Origin of the sequence: Bacillus sp. SRB3LM (assembly GCF_015712745.1) — a bacterium.
Classification (GTDB): Bacteria; Bacillota; Bacilli; order Bacillales; family Bacillaceae_G; genus Bacillus_A; species Bacillus_A thuringiensis_K.
Window position 1 is genome coordinate 20,834 of the sequence record NZ_VWVQ01000007.1, and the last position, 22,115, is coordinate 42,948.

The window sequence follows — 22,115 nt, forward strand, 5'->3', positions numbered from 1 at the left end:
AAAATGAATCATCAGTGGAGTAAAATCCCACTGATGATTCATTTTATAATGCCCCCTCTTTAATTTTCAATTGCTGCGTTGCAAACTCACGATACATATCATGCGTCTGTAATAATTCATCATGCGTACCACTACCTGTAAGATTCCCTTTTTCAATAAAGATAATTTTATCTGCATCTACAACAGTAGAAAGTCTATGTGCAATCACTAATGTTGTTCTGCCTTTCATTAAGTTATTTAATGCTTTTTGAACGACAGACTCAGATTTACTATCTAAGCTTGAAGTTGCCTCATCGAGCATAAGAATTTGCGGATTTCGAAGTAACGCTCGGGCAATAGCAATTCGCTGTCTTTGTCCCCCAGAAAGCTTCACACCGCGTTCTCCAACTTCTGTTGCATAACCGTTTGGTAAGTCATGAATAAACGCATCAACATATGCCATTGCAGCTACTTTTTCAATTTCTTCATCCGTTACTTCGCCCTCGACACCATAACAAATATTATCACGAATCGTTCCATCAATTAACGGACTATCTTGTGATACGTAACCGATTTGACGTCGCCATGACTGTAATGAATAACTCGTAATTGATTCTTTTCCTAATTTAATGGCACCACTAGTTGGCTCATAAAAACGTTCCAGTAATGAGAATAACGTTGTTTTCCCACTACCACTTGGTCCTACAATCGCTGTCACTTTTCCAGATTCAATTGTGAAATCAATATTTTTCAAAACTTGCTCTTCTTCGTTATACTCAAAATGTACATTTTCAAGAACAATTGGTTGCTTAGTATTTGTCACTTTCACACCAGTTTCATGATCTTCTACTTCATATTCTAAAATCGTACTAATTCTTTCCGTTGCACCAATTGCCTTTTGGAATTGTGTAAAGAACATAGATAATTGACTCATCGGCATTACAATTTGAACTAAATACAAAATAAACGCTACAAGTTCACCGGTTGTTAATGCACCGCTAGAAACTCGCATCCCGCCATATCCTACGATAATAACAAGTAGTGCCATTAAAACAAACGACATAACTGGCGAAATTAATGCTTGCACTTTCCCTTCTTTCAAACCAAATTGTAATAACTTTTGTATACCTGTATTGCCCGTTTCATATTCTCTTTTTTCTGTATTTGAAGATTTCACTAAACGAATTTCTGATAACACTTGCGTTAACACACTTGTAAAAGATGCCGTTTCATCTTGAAGCGCTTTTGAAATCTTATACATTTTTCGTCCAAGTGGAACTAAAATTAATACAGACAACGGAATAACCGTTAAAAGTAACGCAGTCATTTTCCAATCTAAAACAAATAATACAATTAACGATCCAACAATTGAAATACCGCCTGTTAATAAGTTTGACAAATGCTCAGAAATTAACGTTTTCACAACACCTGTATCATTCGTCATACGGCTAATCGTATCACCTGTTCTATTTTGATCGTAATAAGATACCGGCAAGATAAGTACCTTTTTCCACAAACGTTCTCTTAGTCCCGCTACAATCTTCTGCCCAATATAATTTAGTAAATATATAGACAACCCTGCCGCAATAGTTTGCATTACAAAGAAAGCAACTAATCCAACAATTTGTCCTGCACTAATTGAAGAAAGCGAAAAATTATCTACTAATCCTTTTGTAAGCATAGGAATAAATAAACTCGCTCCCGTAGAAAGCAAACTCATTAATAACGCAAAAGCTAAAATTCCTTTCGGAGGATTTGTATCTTGAATAAGGCGTAAAAACTGCCTCCAACTCCCTTTTTTCTTCATTTCATTTCTAACTTCCATTCCTGTTCATCTCCTCGTGGTAAACAAAACTGTTCTTTCTAAAATTAGAATACGATACAAATGTAAACTGAATGTAAACACACTTTTTCTATTTTTACAAAATATACATAAAAACTCATCTTTACAACAGATATAAACATCTGATATTATTACCTGGTACTTAATATTATTCTATGTAAATGATAGATAAATAATTTACAACACGATATAAATCTCCAGTTAGTGAAAGGAGTATCCTTTTTGCAAACAAATATACATTCTGAAAAGGAAACAATTATTTTTATTCATGGATTAGTTGGCAATCGTCGCGCCTTCAAAAAGGAGCAAAAACGTTTTTCTGCCTCCTACAACATTATAACTTATGACTTATTAGGTCACGGTGATGATAAAGGAGAAGCAATCGACTTTTCATTACAGCGCCTCGTAGATCAATTATTAAACTTATATGAACAAGAAGATATTAAAAAAGCACATATTTGTGCGCTAAGTTACGGCTGTTACATCTCTACAATTTTTGCACAAATGCATCCAGAAAAAGTATTAAGTATTTGTCATATTGGAGGACATTACAATAACCCTTCTCGTTTATATAATGTATTTCAAAATTTTTGGGAGAAGCGAGGAGATGAATACTCTAAATGGCTCTCTCAATACGCAAATACTATTTTTCCAAGTGGTATACTAAAAGCAAATCCGTTCGCAGTCATTTCAAGAAATATTTACTACCGTTTCGGATTACAATTACATTCATCCATAATTGCCCAGTCATTACGACATAGGTTAGAATTCGATTTAAAATCTAAATTAAAATCACTTCCTCACCCTATACTATGGGTAATGGGAGAGCATGATCATCTCTATAAATCTTGTCTATTTGATTTAAAATCTATTTTACCTAACGTTCTATATAAGGAAATACCGTTAGCGGGACATGCAGCTAACTTATTTCGTCCTAACTATTTCCATGACTTATATGATCGATTTTTAAATGGAAAGTTAAAATAAAAACTATTAAACTTCCAATTTATTCAACTATAAAAAGGCTTCCCAAATTTCCTTGGAAAGCCTTTTCTCTATACGAAAAGTATATAAAACTACTTTTTCTTAGTATGCTTTTGTGTAACCTAATAGGTGCTTGCTCCAGTAAGAATTACTTACAGAACTAATACGTACACCAGTTGCATCTGTTTCTGCACTAATGAACTGACCGTTTCCTAAGTAAACACCCATGTGAGAAGGACCTGATTTATAAGTATTTTGGAAGTATACTAAATCACCTGGTTGTGGATTGCTAGTTTTTGTTTTAGAGCTCCAGTATCCAGCAACTGTTTGACGAGCGCCTTTATGACCAGTTTGATTTAATACGTAGTGAATGAATCCACTGCAATCAAAACCAGCAGGTGTTGTACCAGCAGTTCTGTATGGTGAACCATTTAAAGATCTAGCGAATCCAGCGATTGAAGATGTATCTCCACCTGTTGTTGGTTTTTGTACGTCTTTACCTGGTTGTTGAACGTTATTTGTAACATTATTGTTATTTGTAACGTTGTTTACTCCGCCTTTTACAAACTTAACGAAGTCTGCACTTACGTAACCTGTGCGGCCGTTATGGTTAATTTTGTACCAACCATTTTCAGCGCCAGTAACGTTTAATACTTTACCATTTGTTACTCCACCGATTACAGCGTTGTATGTAGCTGGGCCTGTACGTACTTTTAAAGCACCAGTGTTAACAACATAAGAACCACCAGTTTGAACTGTTGTAGTATTGTTGTTTGTAGTTGGTTGTTGTGTTTGGTTAGATACAGCAGAACCACCTTTTGTTACGAAGTCTTTGCTTACGTATCCAGTTCCACCATTGAAGTTGATTTTAAACCAATCTTGTACTTCACCTACAACTTGTACTGTTTTACCTTTATTTACAGAACCTAATACTGTATGAGATGTACTTGGGCCTGTACGTACGTTAAGTGAAGAAACGTTTACTGTGTAAGTACCTGTTCCTTGTTGAACAGTCGTTCCTGTTTTGCCACCAGTCGTTACGAAGTCACCACTTACATAACCTGTTTGACCATTTACGTTTACTTTGAACCAACCATTTTCTTGTCCAACTACTTGTAGCACTTGGCCTGATTTTACTTTAGAAATAACGTTATGTCCTGTACCAGCACCTGAACGAACATTTAATACATCAGCAGTTACTGTGTATTTTAATTCAGAAGTTGTTTCTACAGTTTTTGTTTCAGTTACAGTCGTTTGAGTTTGAGTTTGTCCATTAATTTCTTTTAGCGCTTCATTTGAAACTTGTGCATGAGCAGAATCCATTCCTGGAACTGCAACGCCAGCTACAGAAGCTGCTGCTAAACCTGCAATTACTTTTTTCATAAGTTGTCTTTACTTCCTTTCCCTACTATCCTCTTAAAAAAAAATTAAAACTTAATACTTTACAATATTATCAAAGTAAAATATTCATCCAGTTCCATTTTTTAGCAAGAGTTTTATTTTTCACACAGAGTTCATTTTAAATGAACGAAGTGAAATCCGTGTGAACTTCATGTGAACTTTATCATTAAACACAGTGTTTTTGCAATGATTTTTTCAAATTTCTCATATATCGCATGAAAATTCGACATTTCATTTAATATCTCAATATAAAACATCCCTTTTCTATCTTTTATAAAAAATTCTATTAACCTAATACAAACTCAAGTATGTATTTCCTTATAAAGCTCCTTACATGAAGTATACTTTCATCATGACAAAAATCACTCTATTTATCAATAGTATAATATTTTTAGAAAACTAAATTTCTATACTATCTACATTTTTGAAATAATTTGACGAATTGTAAGATTTATTTCAAAAAAGCCATTTCTCCTTTAAAGAAAACACACACTATATCAATTGTTCTCTTTTTCCCATAATGGAATTTATAGGATGTTTATAGTATTATATACATATCTTAATAAAAAAGAATTTTAGCGAATTGATTAAAGTTTCATTCCCTTATAAAATGAAACTTTAATCAGTAAGGGTTTTATACATCCTCCGCTAATTATTAACCCTCACCACTCGGGCTGCCCATTAATACGGAGTTTTATTGGAATAAAAAGGGGAGGCATATTTGTGAGAAATATAATAGATGATCCAATACAAAAAAACATAGAGCTATACTATGCTTTTATTCAATTCGTTTCAATGATAACATTACAAAAAGTATCAGCTATTGAAACACGTAAAAATGAATTAAAAAATCAGATGAAAAATGCCGGACAAAAAAAACCTTATTACGTATAAAAAAGGTGAACAGGTTATATTCCTGTTCACCTTTTATCAAATTATTTATAAATTTTCACACGGTCCTCTAGCGGTTGGAATTCTTTTTCCCCAGCCTGTACTACCGGTTTACCAAATGGCATTTGTGCAATAAGTTTCCAATTCTCTGGAACATCCCACTCTTTTCTCACTTCTTCATCAATTAGCGGATTGTAATGCTGTAACGTAGCACCAAACCCTTCAATTTCTAAAGCTGTCCAAATTGCAAATTGTAACATTCCTGATGATTGCTGAGACCAAGTTGGGAAATTATCTTTATATAATGCAAAGTTAGCTTGAAGGCTTTCCACTACTTCACTGTCTTCAAAATATAAAACCGTTCCATAACCACTTTTAAATGCATTCATTTTTTCTTCAGTAGGTGCAAAGTTATTTTCAGGTACAATTTTTCGTAACGTTTCTTTCGTAATATCCCATAATTTATCATGTTGTTCTCCTAATAAAACAACAACGCGAGCACTTTGAGAATTAAAAGCTGAAGGTGTATGTTTTACAGCATGATAAATCACTTCTTGAATTTTCTCATCAGAAACTACTTGCTCTTTACTAATTGCATAAATAGATCTTCTGTCTTCAATTGCTGAGTAAAAATCTTTTGCCATCATAATTCCCTCCAATTTTCAATTGAGGCTATTTCATATGTATATATCATATTACGCCCCTCAAACTTATTATTAATAAGCTTATAACTTTATAATATCACAGCAACAAACAAACTCAAATAATAACACTTATATTTAGAAGCTTTTTCCTTTTTAAAATAAAAATAAAAAGACTGTTTGTTGTTATCTAAAATTAGTAACAACAAACAGTCTTACTTATGTAGCGATTTAGATTCGTATTTTACTTACTTACTTACTTAACTAATCCAAATGCATACGACATTAACTTATTTGTCTCTGTAAAACGTTTTGTTTTATTTGATGTCCCCATGACCACTGTGATAATTCGATTATCACCTTGCTTTGCAGTCCCAGTAAAACAGTATCCTGCACTATCTGTAAATCCAGTCTTTAGTCCGTCCATTCCTTCTATATATAAACTTTTATTATTTCTATTTAACATGTCGTTTGTGCTTATAACATTAATATTATTAAATGCTAGCTGACTTTGGCGTAAGTGAGTCACTTCTAATATTTCCGGATAATCTTTTATAAGATGATACGCCAATTGCGCTACATCAGCAGCCGTCATTTTTGTTTCACTTCCATCTGGCTCTTGTAATCCAGACGCATTTGCAAATTTAGCATGTTCCGACATTTTTAACTGTTTCGCTTTTGCATCCATAAGCTGAACGAAATCTTTCTCCGATTTTGCCATATGTTCTGCTAAAGCCACAGCTGAATTATTAGCTGACTCAATCATTAATGCATGATATAAATCTTTAACAGTTAATGTGTCATTAACTTGTACTGGGATTCTCGCTCCCTCTGTTTGTGCCGCCTTCGCACTCATTTTCACTGGATCTTCCCAGCGAACTTTCCCGTTATGTATACTCTCTAGTAGAAGATACGCTGTCATCATCTTAGACATACTAGCCGGTGCAAAAGCTTCATTTTCATTATATTGATAAATAATATCTCCATCACTCGCATCGATAATCATAGCTGCTTTTGCGTTAATTTCTGGTGGGATGTACTTTGGCGGGACTACTTTTTCAGTAAATCCTGCTTTAGGTAGTTCTGCCACTTGCAAAGGTTGTCCTTCTACATTCGCTACGCTTTTTTGATTTCCTTGGAATAAGAACCAACATATCCCTAAAATAATGACTAATAGGACTGTCATCCTTCCCCATTTTAACCGATTCATTTCAAAACTCCTTTAGCAAACCTTTTATACACTCACATTTAACCTTAACAACAATTCCTTTATATAGTCAAGGTAAAAGGTATATTTATTCATAGTACAGCAATGATTATTTTAATTTACTTATGTTAAACTTACAATGTTGAAACGTAAGAATATTCAATAATAAAATCTCGTAAATAAAGCGAAACTTTAATCAGCCCCCAATCTGGCTACCCGTCAAATAGCGAGATAAACTATTTAATAGAAGGGATTCATACAAATGCTACTTCCAAAATCATTAAAATACGGAGACACAATTGGGATCTACTCCCCTTCTTCACCAGTAACCTACACTTCACCAAAGAGATTTGAACGAGCAAAATCTTACTTACAACAGAAAGGGTTTCATATATTAGAAGGTTCATTAACAGGTCGATATGATTTTTATCGTTCTGGTAGTATACAAGAGCGTGCTGAGGAGCTAAATGTCTTAATAAGAAATCCTAATATTTCTTGTATTATGTCAACAATTGGTGGGGTGAATTCAAATTCAATATTACCTTATATTGATTATGATGCTTTTCTAAAGAACCCTAAAATAATGATTGGGTATTCAGATGCAACTGCTTTATTACTAGCAATTTACGCCAAAACAGGAATCCCTACATTTTATGGACCAGCTCTCGTCCCTTCCTTTGGCGAATTTGAACCTTTTGTTGATTGCACATACAAATATTTCGCTGAAACTTTACTACATGATCATTCTCTTCCTTATCATATAAAACAACCATTATTTTGGTCAGATGAATTTATTAATTGGGAAGAAAAGACAAAGAAGAAAGAACTTCGACCAAACGATTGGATTTCAGTAATTGATGGAAAAGCTACCGGGCGTATTATTGGCGGGAATTTAAACACGATACAAGGAATTTGGGATAGCCCCTATATGCCACATATTCAAGAAGGTGACATTCTCTTTATTGAGGACAGTTCAAAAGATGCAGCTACTATTGAAAGAAGCTTTTCATTACTTAAAATTAACGGTGTATTCAATAAAATTTCAGGTATCATTCTTGGAAAACATGAGCAATTTGATGATTGTGGTACAAATCGAAAACCTTTTGAAATACTATTAGAAGTACTTCAAAATCAAAGAATTCCTTTTCTAGCTGACTTTGATTGTTGTCATACACATCCAATGATTACCATACCTATCGGTGTTCAAGTAGAGTTGGATGCAACAAATAAAACGATACATATTGTAGAACCTTGGAAAAAATGAATGCATGGCTTCTATTGTCTTACAATAAAAGCCATGATACTATATACTTTGGAATGTGAAAGATTAAACAAAATACGTTCCAATATCTATTATTAGGAAAAGATAGATATAAATATATATTTATATGTAAAAGAGAGTGAATAAATGAAACCAACTATTAAAAATTACGTATTTTTACATGTAGCTTTTTTGATATATTCTATCATTATGGTTTACATGAAATGGGCAGCTAAATTCCCCATTGCTTCCATCTCATTTTTTGTTGCTTATTTCGGATTAGTTATACTTTTATTCGGATATGCAATTTTATGGCAACAAGTAATTAAACATTTCGAAATTTCAAAAGCATATTCACATCGCGGGATTATTATACTGTGGTCAATGCTTTGGTCAGTATTTCTATTTGGAGATACGATTCAGTGGAATCATCTACTTGGTGCAGCTATTATTATCGTCGGAATTGTGGTGGTGACAAAAGATGAATAGTTATATGTTATTATTTATTTTCGGGATAATTTTAGCTAATTACTCACAAATATTATTAAAAAAAGCTACTTTGCAACAATACGATTCTAGAATAAAAGAATATGTGAATCCTTATGTTATTATCGGCTACTCTTTATTTGTAATTAACGCCGGATTAAATGTTATCGCCATGAAGGGCATGGCATTAAAACAAGCATCAGCATTAGAATCCTTAAGTTATATCATCATATTAATTTTTGGTTGGTATTTCCTAGGAGAAAAAATAACGAAACGTAAACTCATCGGCAACATGATTATTATCGTTGGTGTAATCGTTTATTGTATCCAATAGTAAAAAGCTCCGTTTATCACAAACGGAGCTTTTTACTATTGACCTAAATTTTGCACTTTATCTTTCAAATCTCGAACTTGATCTACCGTCTGCATAAGCTCAGAGTTTTTAAATTGCTCTACATCCACTTTCCCTTCTTCTATCTTTGTCATCACCGTATCAATTAACGTATTTAACTTTTCGTTATATCCGACGATTTGTTGATGAAGATCCTTTGCTACATCAGGTGGCGTTAATTCATTGAATGCGGGTATATCTTGTTTAATTTCACTAAGCTTCGTTTCTAATTCTTTTCGAGCCTCACTATCATTGACGGCCTTTTCTGCTAATGCTGGTGCATCATTTGCAAATGCACTTATTTCATTTACATAGTCTGTCGCCTTTTGAGCATAATCTATGGAGTTCTTTCCTTCTTCCACTATTGAACATCCCATTAAACCAATTGAAACTATAAATACTAATAAAATTGATTTTATTTTCATTTTAGACTCCCTTCGTCTTTATCATTGTCTGTAATTTTCTCTATACATAACTTCTAGCTAAATTGTTTATAACCTTTTTCAAATAGCTATTTATCCTCTTACATGCCCTATTATCGTTACAACATCTATTTCTATATGTACGCTTATAATATCTTCAATTATATCCATATATCCTTGTCCTATAGCTGTTCCATAGTGTAATGTAAGCCCTTTCTTTTCATACACTGACTTTGGCACTGAAAAAATAAATCTCCTCAAGTTTCTTTCATCAGCTGGTTCCATAATTAAAACAATCCCATCCTCATCAAACATATACGCTCGCCCTCCAACTTTACATTCACTATGGCTCAGTATTGCCTTGGTCAGCAAAATTTAAAACATAATAAGTTAAGATACTCTCTGCTCCATCATAAAGTGAAACTTTAATTAGCCCTCACCAATCGTTTTTTACTGGCAACAAGGCCCCAACCTAACTTCATTCCTTTCACTCAATTTTGAGATGGGGTTTTACTGCTCGGCAAATAGCGAGATAAAAATAAAAAGCATTCATTCTTTTTTGTTAAGAATAAATGCTTTTTAAAAAATCAATTTCTAACTCTAGCATCTTTTTTTGACGAGGTTTTACTTTCCTTACGGGAACTCCAGCGTAAATATACCAATCATCTAAACTCTCTTTTACCATACTCATCGCGCCGACTGCCGTACCTTCTCCTACAATTACATTTGGAAAAATAATAGAATTGGCACCAATAATCACATGTTTTTTTAAAATAACTTTTTCTGCTTTCACATTCCTATATTGATTCGGGACGGTTGGCCCCATTAATGTATTTCCACTGAAATCATCAAGTACTGCATATACGATTGTTTTAGCTGAGATGTTTGCAAAATCATGCATTTCAATCCCAACTTCCCCTCCATATAACGCTGTATACGCTGATATGTGCGAATAACTTCCAATTGTGATTTTACCACTTAAAATGCAAAAATCATCAATTCTTACATGATTGCCAACTGATATAGCACTCGGATTATATATACTTGCTTTTTTACTAACCAATACATTTTTCCCAACAGATAAAAATCCAATTTCCTTTAGTTCTTCTTGACTATAAAAACTATTCATCTACCGACACCACCTTCTGCTCTAAACAGATTACAATTTGCTCTACTAGTTCTTTCGTCATTCCTTCCCATAAAGGTAAACTTACGATTCGTTTTGCTATTTTATTCGTCTTTGTTAAATCTGTAGACTTATAGTTTTTAAAAAGAACTTGTTGGTGGCAAGATGGTGAAAAGTATAATCTAGCTTCTATTTTCTGTTTTTTCAGTTCTTCTATTACTTGTATGTTGCGAACTTCTTCTGGACAAATGATAGGCATAAATTGGTGAATAACTGCTTCTGTCTTTTGGACTTTCCACCCTTTTTTCATTAACCCAGTATTTTGTAATAACTGTTTATACCATTCAGAAATACGAGTGCGTTCTTTTAATTTTTGATCCCACTTTTTTATAGTCGCAATCCCAATAGCTGCTGCGTATTCAGACATTTTACAATTAAACCCCATCATCGTGCATTCACGATTTTTATCAAATCCGAAATTCCCCATTCTTTTAATACGTTGTATATCTTCTTCGTTTTTACTATATATGAGCCCTCCTTCACCAATTCCGAAAGGCTTTGTTGCATGAAAGCTATATACGATCATTCCACTAAAATCTTGACCGTAATGCATTCCTCCATTCATTAAACCAAATCCCGGCGCCGCATCTACGACAACCGGAATCCCCTTCTTCTCTAATTCTTCATATTCTTCTAAGTTCATCCATGATCCAAAAGTGGCGTACGGGACAACAATCGCAACCTCTTCTTTTAATTCTTCTATCTTATGCAAAAGTACGGTTTTATCCATATACCAATCATCTATTGAAATATCAATAAAGTAAGGTTCCAATCCACACCAAATAGCGGCTAAGGCAGTCGCAGGGAATGTAAAGCTAGGCATGAGAGCATACTTTCCCTTTCTTCTTTTCTTTAGTTGAATAGCCGCCATTAACCCTAACGTTGCGTTTGCTACTGTTGTAACAGCTCCCCTGTTTTGAAAAAATGACGACATAATTGTTTCCTCAAAACGTTGATTTATAGGTCCATAATTCGTATATATGTGAGATGTATCAATTTCCTTCAATTCGTCCAAATACTCACTTACAGGTACAGTTGAAGCACGTAAAAAAGGAATACTCTCCATATCTATCTATTCCTTCCTATCATTTTCGGACAATGTAGAGCATATCTGTTTCAGATAATCCAAATTTCCTAGCACTTTTCATTCCTTGTTTTTCCGCTATGTTATATAATTCTACCTTAAATCCTGCATTCATTAATCGTTGAACAAATCCCGATTGATTATAAATTCTCACATGATCTTCTTGACCAAAAGCTAATTTCCTCAATTGTGGAGTTACAATTAATTCATTCTCTATAATAGAATCCACATTCATTACGATTGGTACTTGAATAATTCCCCATCCACCTGGCTTTAGAACCCTATATAACTCTCGCATTGCTTTATCATCATCAGGAACGTGTTCTAACACATGACTACATAATATTACATCAAAAGTATTACTATCATATGTAATCCTTGTAACATCAATTTCCTTCATTAATGGATCCTTTGGTTCTAAGTCACCACATACATACGTAATATTTTTATACTCGTTAAACCAATCTCTTAACTTTGCTTCAGGTGCAATATGAAGCATTGTATAGTTTCTATTTAACAAGTCCGTTTCCGTTTCAATGTACGCACGATACAATCTTTCACGATCCATCGAATTACAAACTGGACATATCCCTGTATCTTTATTCCACATCTCAAATTTATATTTCGGAAAATCATAATGCGCTGGCCAAGGTGAAAATTTTTCAAATTGTTGATTGCAATATTGACAATAACAACATTCTTTCTCAAACATATGAGCAACTAACTTGTTTAACCCTTTTTTTATCTTTTCATTATAAATTTGATCTAGTTCGCCATTTCTTACTGCATCCTTAACTATAAATCCCGCATTTTCTAAACAATAAGATAAACTCTCTTTATACTCACTTTCGGAGCTTAAAAATCCACTATTATATGCATCTATAATTAATTCAATCCACTCTTCAATTGTCATTAAAATAAAATGCATTTGTTTTTGATTTTGTCCACTATGTTGTCTAAAATAACTAAGAGGTTCTTGTATATAAACTACTTTTCCTTTCCTCATCATATCTAGCCAAGTTGCAATGTCATTAATAGCAGAATAAGCCTTTCCTTTAAAATATCCAAACTTCCCGTCAAACAAATTCCGATTAAATAAAACAGTTGTCGGCTCACCAACTACATTTTTCAAGTTTTTTAACATATAATTCCCTAATTCTTTTCCTTCAAAAAGTGTAGTTTCTTTCGCGATTTTCATATTTAATGTTGAAGGTGGTAATATCTCTCCATTCTCATCAATCAGTTCACGATATGACGTCACAAATGAAATATTTTCTAACGTCAAAAAGTATTTCATCATTCTCTCGATTTTTTCATGATGAAATAAATCATCATCTAATAAAAAGTTTATATAGTCCCCATTCGCAAGTTCTACACACTTATTAAAGTTTTCGGCAACTAACGGCGTTTCATTTTTAACATATGTAATACACTCATATTCACGTAAGTACGGTTGAATCATAGCATTGACTTCATTATTTGTACTGTCGTCAGAAATAATAATTTCAATATTTTCATATGTTTGATTCAAAGCGCTGTTGAGTGCTAATTCCAAGTAATAAGGTCTATTGTACGCAGGAATAAGTATACTTACTTTCGGTAAAGAAGAATTATTATTTATATGTTGTTTTTTCTTTTCTATGTTTATTTTCTTCGCTCTAATTTTTTGGTAATAGTCTAATGTATATAATATTGATGATGGAACTATCCTTCTTGCATAATCTAGAAAATTAGTTATCGCTTTGTTTAACTCTTTTTCACTGGATAAGAAACCATATTGTTCTCCTGCTATAATACTGTGTGAAAAATCTTCTAACCCATCCATCATTTTATTAGATTCATTTAACTGTTGATCTGGATGTAATCGAAAGTAACTAAGTGTCTCTGCTATATATACAGCTTTTCCTTTACTTAATAAAGATAACCATGAAGCTATATCTACGTTACATAAATACCGCCTCTTATCAAAAATCCCAAACGGTTCTTGTAAATCATTTTTACGAAATAAAACTGTTGTCGGTTCTCCAATATAATTTTTTTGATCCACAATTACCTTATTTCCTAATTCTGTTCCCGCTATAATGGTATCCTCTTCAAATAAACGGACAGTCGAATAAATATGTCGTAGCTCTTTCCCTTTATCATCAATGACTTGACGATGAGATGTTACAAGCTTAATTTCATTATCTAAATCATCGAAAAAATACTTCATCATTTTTTCAATTTTATTCACATGAAATACATCATCATCCATTAAAAAATTTATATATTCACCGTTCGCTTCATTAAATAACATTAGCGCATTTTCAAATTGTCCGAGAGTTGATCTATTTTTTATATAAATAATATTTGAATGATCACATAAGTATTTTTGTAACACTTTTTCTGTTTCATCATTCGTGCTGTCATCTCCAACTATAATTTCTATATTAGGGTACGTTTGTTCTAACACACTACATAGCGCCTTTTCAAAGTAACGAGGACGATTATACGTAGGAATTAATACACTTACCAACGGAAGTTGCTCTACCACCTCTTCAGTTCTTTCAATACGAGTTCTCATTTTAACTCTCTCACCTCTTCGCATATTATTTATATACGCGACACAAAAATCACATTACTTTAACTGTATGGAGCCTATATACTTTTATGCAAACATGAAACAAATTATCATACTTTTCGTTCCTGAATAAACATATTTAATAATGCGGACATTTTATTTGCACCTTTTTTATTCATATGATCACTATCATAAAAATCATCATCACAAAATAATGGTGAATCAAATAGATCTATAATTTGAAAAGAATATTGAGTTTGAAAATCATTTATAACTTTATAAAAATCTTCTTTTAATTTCTTACTACTACAATTGAAATAATGTGAAGTAACTGGGAATACAACAATTAATGGTTTTATATCATTTTTTAACAGTAATTCTAAATATTTTTTAAAAATTATTTTATTTTCAACTAAAGTTTGAGGATACGCCAATTTAGCATGTGAAGCTGCTCTTATTTTCCCGTGTTCTTCAAAAGGAATATGAAGAGGAGTAGTATTCCATTCAGCATTTATCCAAGGCAGTATCAATGATTCATCTTTTAGTTCATCTAATAAAATATATTCAAAATGCAAATTAAAAATAGAAAGAAGTGGTTTCGGAGTATTTAGATGGGAGAATCCATCAGTGGGTAGAGGAGAGTGAACTACAGTATGATGACCATCTTGAAACAATGGATAATATACTTTGTGAATTCTATATGATTCGGAGGATAACGACATATCAAAGTAAAACGAGAAATAGGCTATTCCTATTAAACAATATTGAAATGAATGATTGTTTGATAAAAGTTGTGACGCTATTAAATAATCATAGTATAGATCTTGCGATGGAAGTGTTAATTTTATTGACTTTTTTGAGAGAAGCTCCGTACTTATGCCACAATGCGGATAAGACAAACCGGTAGCAAACAATTCATACGTCGGATCACTCTTTGCTTTTTTCATAGAAATGTATAAAGACATAAGATCCGGATTTATTTGATAGATAGAAATTAATTTATCCTTCCATTCATACATGTATTTTGTTAAATTAATAATTTTTGAACTTTGCACGCCCCTATTTATCAAGTCATTTGTAAGTTTTTCTGCGTCCCCTCTCCAAATGACTATATATTGAAAAGAACTTTCTATACGAACAACATCTGAAACGTCCACAACATGAACTATTGTTTTACATTTATTTTTGTCTAACGTATTTCGAATCCTATCCCCTGATAATTCATCACTTAAAACAATGATTTTATATTGCTCCTTCATGTACATCCCCTCCATTATATGTATAATATGAAATTCCTTTTTAATTCGTAACAATCATATACACCTGCGATCTAACAAAAAAAATAGCTCCACCATTAGGCGTAGCTATTTTTACAATTATTGCTTATTCAAATTATATTCCTTTATCTAACTCATAAAGTTTACGATACTTTTCATTTTCTTTCAGAAGTTGTTTATGACTACCTTGCATGACAATTTGGCCACGATCAAGGAATATAACTTCGTCTACATGTTCTATTCCTACAAGATGGTGCGTAATCCAAATAACCGTCTTTTCTTCCGTTGCAGAAAACATTGTTTCAATTAAAGACAATTCTGTTTTTGGATCTAAACCGATAGTCGGTTCATCAAGTACAATAATTGGTGTTTCTTGCATAAGAGTTCTAGCAAAAGCAACCCTTTGTCTTTCCCCACCAGAAAACCGCTTTCCCATTTCATGCATTTTTGTTTGTAATCTGTCTGGAAGAGAAGTAACATGTGAAGCTAATTGTGCTTTCTCTAAAGCTTTCCATATCTCTTCATCCGTCGCCTCTGGTTTGCCAATTCGTACATTATTTCCAATTGTCGTATCAAACAAATGGGGCTTTTGATTTAATACAGAAATATATTTAGATAAAAGATTCGTATGAGCTCGTTCACCATTTAGTACAACTTGGCCATTTACTGGGCTTAACGCCCCTGTTAACAATTTTAGTAAAGTAGATTTCCCTGTGCCACTTCTCCCTAAAATAGCAATTTTCTTCCCTGCTTTTATTTGTAATGATACATCTTTTAATACAATCTCATTACTATCTGGATAACTATACGATACGTGATTCAGTTCAATATCTACATGTTTTGGTTCAATATAATCTTTCTCTCCATGCAAATCCGTTTCATCATGTAAAACACTATCACTTTCTACGCCATTAAGACGATGGGTAGATTCTACATACGACGGTATTCGATCGATGGCATCTGCAATAGGAATAAGCGCGTTCGTTACAGATAAAGTCATTAATACGAAAGCTGCGATAACTGTAGGAGCAATTTGTTCACTTGCCGCTTCATTCCCAGTCCATATGATCATCGAAATAACTACAATACCTACTACTAATTGAATGATACTATCCCGAATATGATACCAGCGTTTCACTCTCTTTTCGATTTTTAACAACTGATCATTTTGTTTTACATACTCATTAATAAATTCATCTTTACGACCACTTGCTTGCCAATCAGATAATCCAAAAACAGCATCTGTCAGTTGTTGATACAAACGGTTTCTTCCTTGCTTTAAAGTAACATGATGTTTCTTCATCAAAAGTAATGATACAAACGGAAGAAGAAAAACGATAATAGCTAACATACAACCTACAATAAGTGCAAAAACAAAATCAAATGCACCGATAACAAGTACGAAGATACTATAAACAACTAGCGCTAATATGCTAGGAAATATTGTACGTAAATATAGGTTTTGCAAATGCTCTATATCTTCGGATAACACTCCTAACATATCACCCGTTTGAAATCGAGAACGGAAAAATAACGCCTGTGGTTCTACTATTCTATATAGCCTCGTTCTCATTTTTTCTAATATACGTAGTACGACATCATGTCCAACTAAGCGCTCTATATAATGAAATACAGCTTGCCCTATACTAAACGCTCTTGTTGCAACAATAGGAACATATACAGCCATTACATTTTCTGGTCTAAGGGCAGATTTTGAGATCAAATAACCTGAAATAAAAAGTAACATCGCTCCTGAACTAACTCCAAGAAGACCAAGGAAAATAGTTAAAGTCATTCTACCTTTATTTTGTTTTATATAAGGTTTAACCCAGTTACTCATTTCTCTCCCCTCTCTTCCCTATGAAAATGTAATGTCTCATTCTCTAAAAGTTCTTCATACGTCCCACTGTCTTTCATTTCCCCTTTATTTAAAATAAGAATATGGTCCATTTGTTTCATCCAATGTAGACGGTGGGTTGCTAAAAATACTAACTTTCCATTAAATAGACGTAACATCGCTTGCTTTATTTCAAATTCGGTTTCAATATCAAGATGTGCCGTAGGCTCATCTAATAAAATGATTGGTTTTTTACTTAAAAGCGCACGCGCCATAGCAACACGCTGTTCTTGTCCGCCACTTAGCATACGTCCACCTTCCCCAATTCTTTCGTGCATCCCATTTGGAAGTGATGTAACGAGTGAACGAAGGCCGACTTCATTAATAACTCTTTCAACTTCTTCATCTGTTGCATTTGTTTCATAAAAACGAATGTTATCCTTTAATGAAAGCGGAAAAATATAAGGTTGCTGCGGAATATAAGCGATATTTTTTTGCCAATCTTCACGAGTAGATCCATCAACTTCTACACCATTTACTAACATCTTTCCACTCGAAGGAGATAAAAAACCTGCTAATACGTCGATTAACGTCGATTTGCCTGCACCACTTTCACCAATAACACCAATAGCACCGTTACCTTCCCAAGTAAAATTAATTCCTTCTAATATAGCCTTTTCAGATTCAGTATTATTAACTTTGATGTCTTGTAATTTCAAGCTACTAGAGGCATTCCATACTATATCTTCATTTAAATCTTTCTTTTGTATTCTTTTTTGTTGTTGCAAAATCTCTTCTATTTGCTCCATCGCAATTTGTCCATCTAATGTTGCATGATAATTTGCTCCCACTTGTTTAATCGGCAGAAAATATTCCGGAGCTAAAATCAAAATTGTTAGGGCTGGTAATAGTATAATCGTTCCATCTATTAAACGTATCCCTAATCCAACTGCCACAAACGCGATTGATAAACTCGTAAAGAAATCTAATGCAAAAGAAGAAAGAAAAGCAACTCGCAAAGTACGCATCGTTGCTTTTCTATACCTTTTACTTACTTTTTCAATCTTTCCTTCGTGCTGTTCACTTTTCCCTAAATACTTTAATGTTTCTAAACCTTTTAACGTATCTACAAAATGGTTCGAAAGTACACGATATATCTCGTACTGACTATCTGCCATTTTTTGCGCTGCTAATCCGAGAAGAATCATAAATATGATCACGATAGGAATCGTTACAACTAAAATGATTCCAGACTCAATATCTAGCGTAAAAACGTATAGTACAATTAGACCTGGAACGATGCTACTTCTAATCATTTTAGGAATCGTTAATTCAATATATGTTTTAAATTTCTCAATCCCTTCAATTGATAAGGTAACCAGATGACCAGTTCCGACAGTTTGAACATACCTTGGACCTAATGTGAAATATGCCTCTATTAGTTGTTTTCTTAGTAACGACCCTGTTTTTTCAGCAAAACGTTCCACTAATATTTGTGATGTTCGAACTACTATGTGTCGCGCTGCAAACGCGATACCAAAATAAACAATTTCACTTAATATTGTTTGTACTGTCTCTCCATGAAATAAAAACGTAATAGCTCGTGCTAAAAAGATTGTTTGCGCAATAATACTAAAAGCTTCTAAAATACTAATAATCGTTAACGCTACATATAAAATACGGCTACCGGGATAAGACGGAAGTCCTCTTTTTCTTTTCATTAGTACTCCAAATCGTTGTCTGACTTAACAGGTTGTCTAAATACATAATAACTCCATATTTGACTTCCGATAACGAAAGGCAAAATAGCAATCGCAAAGTAAGTCATAAGTTTTAATGCATAAGCTCCTGATGCTGCGTTGTAAATTGTCAAATCATTCATTGCTCCTAAAGAGCTAATCATAACACGTGGGAACATACCGATAAATACACTCGCACTTAGTAAAATGATTGTTAAACTCGTCATAAAGAAAGCCCAACCATCTCTTCTTCTTTTATTTAATAAAGTGGACACTAATAGTGCTACAAAAGCTCCGATTGGCACCATAATCCATTCTGTTCCATGAGCAGTGAAAATGTCGGTTTTCCATAACCCCACACCAGCAAAAACAAGAAGTGTAATTAATGAAAATGGTGCAATTTTTATTGCAGCAATTCGTGCACGTTCTCTCAATTTACCAGTTGTACGTATCGTAAGAAATTGTAATCCGTGAACAATACATAGTAGGAGAAACATTACTCCTCCAAGTAACGCAAATGGATGAAGTAGTTGCAAGAATCCACCTACAACATTTTTACTCTCATCAATAGGTACACCTACCATAAAGTTTGCAATCGCAACTCCCCAAAGGATAGGAGGTAACATACTTCCAATAAACATCCCCCAATCCCATGCACTCTTCCATTTATGATTATCTATTTTCGCACGAAATTTAAAGGAAACACCTCTTAAAATTAAAGCAAGAAGCATAAATACAAATGGAATATAAAAACCACTAAATAAAGTTGCATACCAGTGCGGAAATGCTGCAAACATCGCTCCGCCAGCACAAACAAGCCATACTTCATTCGCGTGCCAGAACGGTCCTATTGTATTTAAGTAAACTCGTTTTTCAAAATCATTCTTTCCTAAAAACCTCGAAACCATTCCTACCCCAAAGTCGAAACCTTCCAGTACGAAGAATCCAACAAATAAGATTGCAATAACTAAAAACCATAACTCATTAAGAGATAACATACTCTTCCTCCTTATCAAATGGATCATGGCTTTGATAATCCTTTTTCGTTTTCTTATTCTTGTGGCCCTTAATGGTACGAACAAATAAGTACACACAAATTCCACCCATAATTAAATACATTGATGTGAATGAAATAAGTGAGAATAATACTTCACCGAATGTTACATTTGGTGATACAGCATCTTCTGTTTTCATTACACCAAATACTACCCAAGGTTGACGACCCATTTCAGTCATAATCCACCCTACTGTATTACCAATGAATGGAAGAGAAATTGCATACACCATTAATTTTAAATACCACGTTTTTTCAGCTAAACGATCTTTTCTTGATAAGAACCATCCGTAAGCTCCTAGAAGAAGCATGAATGTTCCACTCATCACCATCGCTCTAAAACTCCAAAACATTGTATGCACTGGTGGAATATAATCTCCAGGTCCATATTTTTCTTCATATTGTTTTTGAATTTGATTCATCCCTTCAACTTGACCGCTAAACTTATCATACGATAATAGACTTAGCATATAAGGTATTTGAATTTCAAACGAATTTTCTTTCTTCTCTGTATCAATTTTCGAAAATACTGTAAATGGTGCTGGATCCTCACTTGTATTCCATAGCGCTTCAGCTGCCGCCATCTTCATTGGATGTGTCTTAATTAATTGTTGCGCTTGTGCATGACCGAAGAATAATACAAGCGCCGTTGTAATTGTTCCAACAATGATAGAAATTCGGAAAGATTTTTTAAATACTACAGTTTCTTGTCCTTTTGTAATTTTCCATGCACTTACACCAGCAATAAAGAATGCACCTGTTGCAATTGCCGCTGTAATTGTATGCGGGAATTGTACCCATAGTTGTGGGTTTTGAATAATGGCTAAGAAATCATTCATTTGCGCACGACCATCCGCTGCCATTTCATACCCGACAGGTGACTGCATAAATGCACTTGCGGTTAAAATCCAGAATGCTGATAACATCGTTCCAATTGAAAGGAGCCAAATACACATTAAGTGAATTCGCTTCGGTAATTTATCCTCACCGAATACCCATAAACCTAGGAATGTAGACTCAATGAAAAATGCCAGTAATCCTTCAATTGCAAGTGATGGACCAAATACATCACCTACAAAACGTGAATACGTTGACCAGTTCATACCAAACTGAAATTCTTGTAAAATCCCTGTTACTACACCTACTGCAAAGTTAATAAGGAATAATTGCGTCCAAAACTTTGCCATCTTCTTATATACTTCTTGCCCTTTTACCACATACAACGTTTGCATGATCGCAATAATAAAAGCTAAACCAATTGACAGCGGAACAAAAAAGTAATGGAAAATCGTTGTTGATGCGAACTGTATTCGTGCCAATTCGAGCGTTTCCATACTAAAATCACTTCCTTCATAGTTTTTATAATAAAAGTTAATTGAGCAATCTTATCAAACTCAATTATTAAGAAATACGAAAAGACAAAAACATTTTGTATGTATTGTCGAAAAATATGAAGTTTCAGTTTTTCAAACTATTGTAATGCTATTTTTTACCTTTTCACTATTTCTGTAGTGTTTTATTCGTTAATCGAATTGTATAATATACCTGCATAGTAAATTCAGGTTATTTTTGACGTATTATTGACATCATTTTGTCTGAAATATGTCTTTTGTCATTTTTTTGAATCAGATTTTTCTCATTAGCAAAATGTGTTTTTTCAATATACTTCTTACTTTTATATCTATAAAACAATCGTTTTTCTCTTCATACACTTGACTTTCACCCGAAAAAATGTCCTCGAAACCACCCTCGATAAACGCTTGTTTTTTGTCAAGAGAAAAATGTATTTTCAAAATTCAAACTCGAAATAATGTTATTCAAAAATAGAAAATAACTTCCCTCTTCCTCGACTAAAAGTTCATTTTTTTGTCA

The 22,115-nt window shown here is 33.4% G+C and carries 19 protein-coding genes; 5 read left to right on the forward strand and 14 right to left on the reverse strand.

What is annotated here, in order from left to right; genetic code table 11:
* Positions 1-43: 43 nt before the first annotated feature.
* Positions 44-1,804: an ABC transporter ATP-binding protein gene (locus F3I02_RS04770; protein ID WP_196477706.1), complete on the reverse strand. Its 1,761-nt coding sequence runs from the start codon at positions 1,802-1,804 to the stop codon at positions 44-46.
* A 240-nt stretch (positions 1,805-2,044) separates the two neighbouring features.
* Between F3I02_RS04770 and F3I02_RS04775 the strand changes: the two genes are divergently transcribed.
* Complete coding sequence (locus F3I02_RS04775; RefSeq protein ID WP_001194303.1) at positions 2,045-2,809, forward strand: alpha/beta fold hydrolase; 765 nt, start codon at positions 2,045-2,047, stop codon at positions 2,807-2,809.
* Between the two features lie 99 nt (positions 2,810-2,908).
* Here the strand turns inward: F3I02_RS04775 and entFM are convergent, their stop codons facing one another.
* Positions 2,909-4,189, reverse strand: a complete 1,281-nt coding sequence (gene entFM / locus F3I02_RS04780; RefSeq protein ID WP_196477707.1) for an enterotoxin EntFM — start codon at positions 4,187-4,189, stop codon at positions 2,909-2,911.
* Positions 4,190-4,930: 741 nt separating this feature from the next.
* Between entFM and F3I02_RS04785 the strand changes: the two genes are divergently transcribed.
* The gene (locus F3I02_RS04785; protein ID WP_001244278.1) at positions 4,931-5,101 is read left to right on the forward strand and encodes a hypothetical protein; all 171 of its coding nucleotides are present in this window, start codon (positions 4,931-4,933) and stop codon (positions 5,099-5,101) included.
* A gap of 41 nt (positions 5,102-5,142) precedes the next feature.
* Here the strand turns inward: F3I02_RS04785 and F3I02_RS04790 are convergent, their stop codons facing one another.
* The gene (locus F3I02_RS04790; protein WP_002163947.1) at positions 5,143-5,745 is read right to left on the reverse strand and encodes a nitroreductase family protein; all 603 of its coding nucleotides are present in this window, start codon (positions 5,743-5,745) and stop codon (positions 5,143-5,145) included.
* Between the two features lie 250 nt (positions 5,746-5,995).
* Positions 5,996-6,949, reverse strand: coding sequence for a D-alanyl-D-alanine carboxypeptidase family protein (locus F3I02_RS04795; RefSeq protein WP_046945383.1), 954 nt, complete (start codon positions 6,947-6,949; stop codon positions 5,996-5,998).
* A gap of 259 nt (positions 6,950-7,208) precedes the next feature.
* Between F3I02_RS04795 and F3I02_RS04800 the strand changes: the two genes are divergently transcribed.
* From F3I02_RS04800 to F3I02_RS04810, 3 genes are all read left to right on the forward strand, one after another.
* The gene (locus F3I02_RS04800) at positions 7,209-8,210 is read left to right on the forward strand and encodes a S66 family peptidase (RefSeq protein ID WP_196477708.1); all 1,002 of its coding nucleotides are present in this window, start codon (positions 7,209-7,211) and stop codon (positions 8,208-8,210) included.
* A 144-nt stretch (positions 8,211-8,354) separates the two neighbouring features.
* Positions 8,355-8,696 carry an EamA family transporter gene (locus F3I02_RS04805; RefSeq protein ID WP_000805125.1) on the forward strand — a complete coding sequence of 114 codons (342 nt, stop codon included), beginning with the start codon at positions 8,355-8,357 and terminating at the stop codon, positions 8,694-8,696.
* Positions 8,689-9,027 (forward strand): EamA family transporter, encoded by a 339-nt coding sequence (locus F3I02_RS04810; RefSeq protein ID WP_001089868.1) that lies wholly within the window; start codon positions 8,689-8,691, stop codon positions 9,025-9,027. Before F3I02_RS04805 ends, F3I02_RS04810 begins: the two co-directional genes overlap by 8 nt.
* 35 nt (positions 9,028-9,062) lie before the next feature.
* Here the strand turns inward: F3I02_RS04810 and F3I02_RS04815 are convergent, their stop codons facing one another.
* From F3I02_RS04815 to cydA, 10 genes are all read right to left on the reverse strand, one after another.
* On the reverse strand, positions 9,063-9,509 hold the full coding sequence (locus tag F3I02_RS04815) for a DUF6376 family protein (protein ID WP_196477709.1): 447 nt from the start codon (positions 9,507-9,509) through the stop codon (positions 9,063-9,065).
* Between the two features lie 90 nt (positions 9,510-9,599).
* On the reverse strand, positions 9,600-9,821 hold the full coding sequence (locus F3I02_RS04820) for a hypothetical protein (protein WP_000459099.1): 222 nt from the start codon (positions 9,819-9,821) through the stop codon (positions 9,600-9,602).
* 247 nt (positions 9,822-10,068) lie between these two features.
* On the reverse strand, positions 10,069-10,635 hold the full coding sequence (locus tag F3I02_RS04825) for an acyltransferase (RefSeq protein ID WP_001084165.1): 567 nt from the start codon (positions 10,633-10,635) through the stop codon (positions 10,069-10,071).
* Positions 10,628-11,758, reverse strand: a complete 1,131-nt coding sequence (locus F3I02_RS04830) for a DegT/DnrJ/EryC1/StrS aminotransferase family protein (protein ID WP_000443945.1) — start codon at positions 11,756-11,758, stop codon at positions 10,628-10,630. Before F3I02_RS04830 ends, F3I02_RS04825 begins: the two co-directional genes overlap by 8 nt.
* Before the next feature lie 19 nt (positions 11,759-11,777).
* The gene (locus F3I02_RS04835; protein WP_074594100.1) at positions 11,778-14,339 is read right to left on the reverse strand and encodes a glycosyltransferase; all 2,562 of its coding nucleotides are present in this window, start codon (positions 14,337-14,339) and stop codon (positions 11,778-11,780) included.
* A gap of 107 nt (positions 14,340-14,446) precedes the next feature.
* A complete protein-coding gene (locus tag F3I02_RS04840; RefSeq protein ID WP_000664247.1) occupies positions 14,447-15,595 on the reverse strand; it encodes a hypothetical protein in 1,149 nt (382 codons plus the stop codon).
* 133 nt (positions 15,596-15,728) lie between these two features.
* Positions 15,729-17,453 carry a thiol reductant ABC exporter subunit CydC gene (cydC, locus tag F3I02_RS04845; RefSeq protein WP_074594102.1) on the reverse strand — a complete coding sequence of 575 codons (1,725 nt, stop codon included), beginning with the start codon at positions 17,451-17,453 and terminating at the stop codon, positions 15,729-15,731.
* The gene (cydD, locus tag F3I02_RS04850; RefSeq protein WP_074594103.1) at positions 17,450-19,171 is read right to left on the reverse strand and encodes a thiol reductant ABC exporter subunit CydD; all 1,722 of its coding nucleotides are present in this window, start codon (positions 19,169-19,171) and stop codon (positions 17,450-17,452) included. Before cydD ends, cydC begins: the two co-directional genes overlap by 4 nt.
* Complete coding sequence (gene cydB / locus F3I02_RS04855) at positions 19,171-20,187, reverse strand: cytochrome d ubiquinol oxidase subunit II (protein ID WP_000950083.1); 1,017 nt, start codon at positions 20,185-20,187, stop codon at positions 19,171-19,173. The genes cydD and cydB overlap by 1 nt, the downstream gene beginning before the upstream one ends.
* Positions 20,174-21,577 carry a cytochrome ubiquinol oxidase subunit I gene (gene cydA, locus F3I02_RS04860; RefSeq protein ID WP_000448869.1) on the reverse strand — a complete coding sequence of 468 codons (1,404 nt, stop codon included), beginning with the start codon at positions 21,575-21,577 and terminating at the stop codon, positions 20,174-20,176. Before cydA ends, cydB begins: the two co-directional genes overlap by 14 nt.
* Positions 21,578-22,115: the final 538 nt, after the last annotated feature.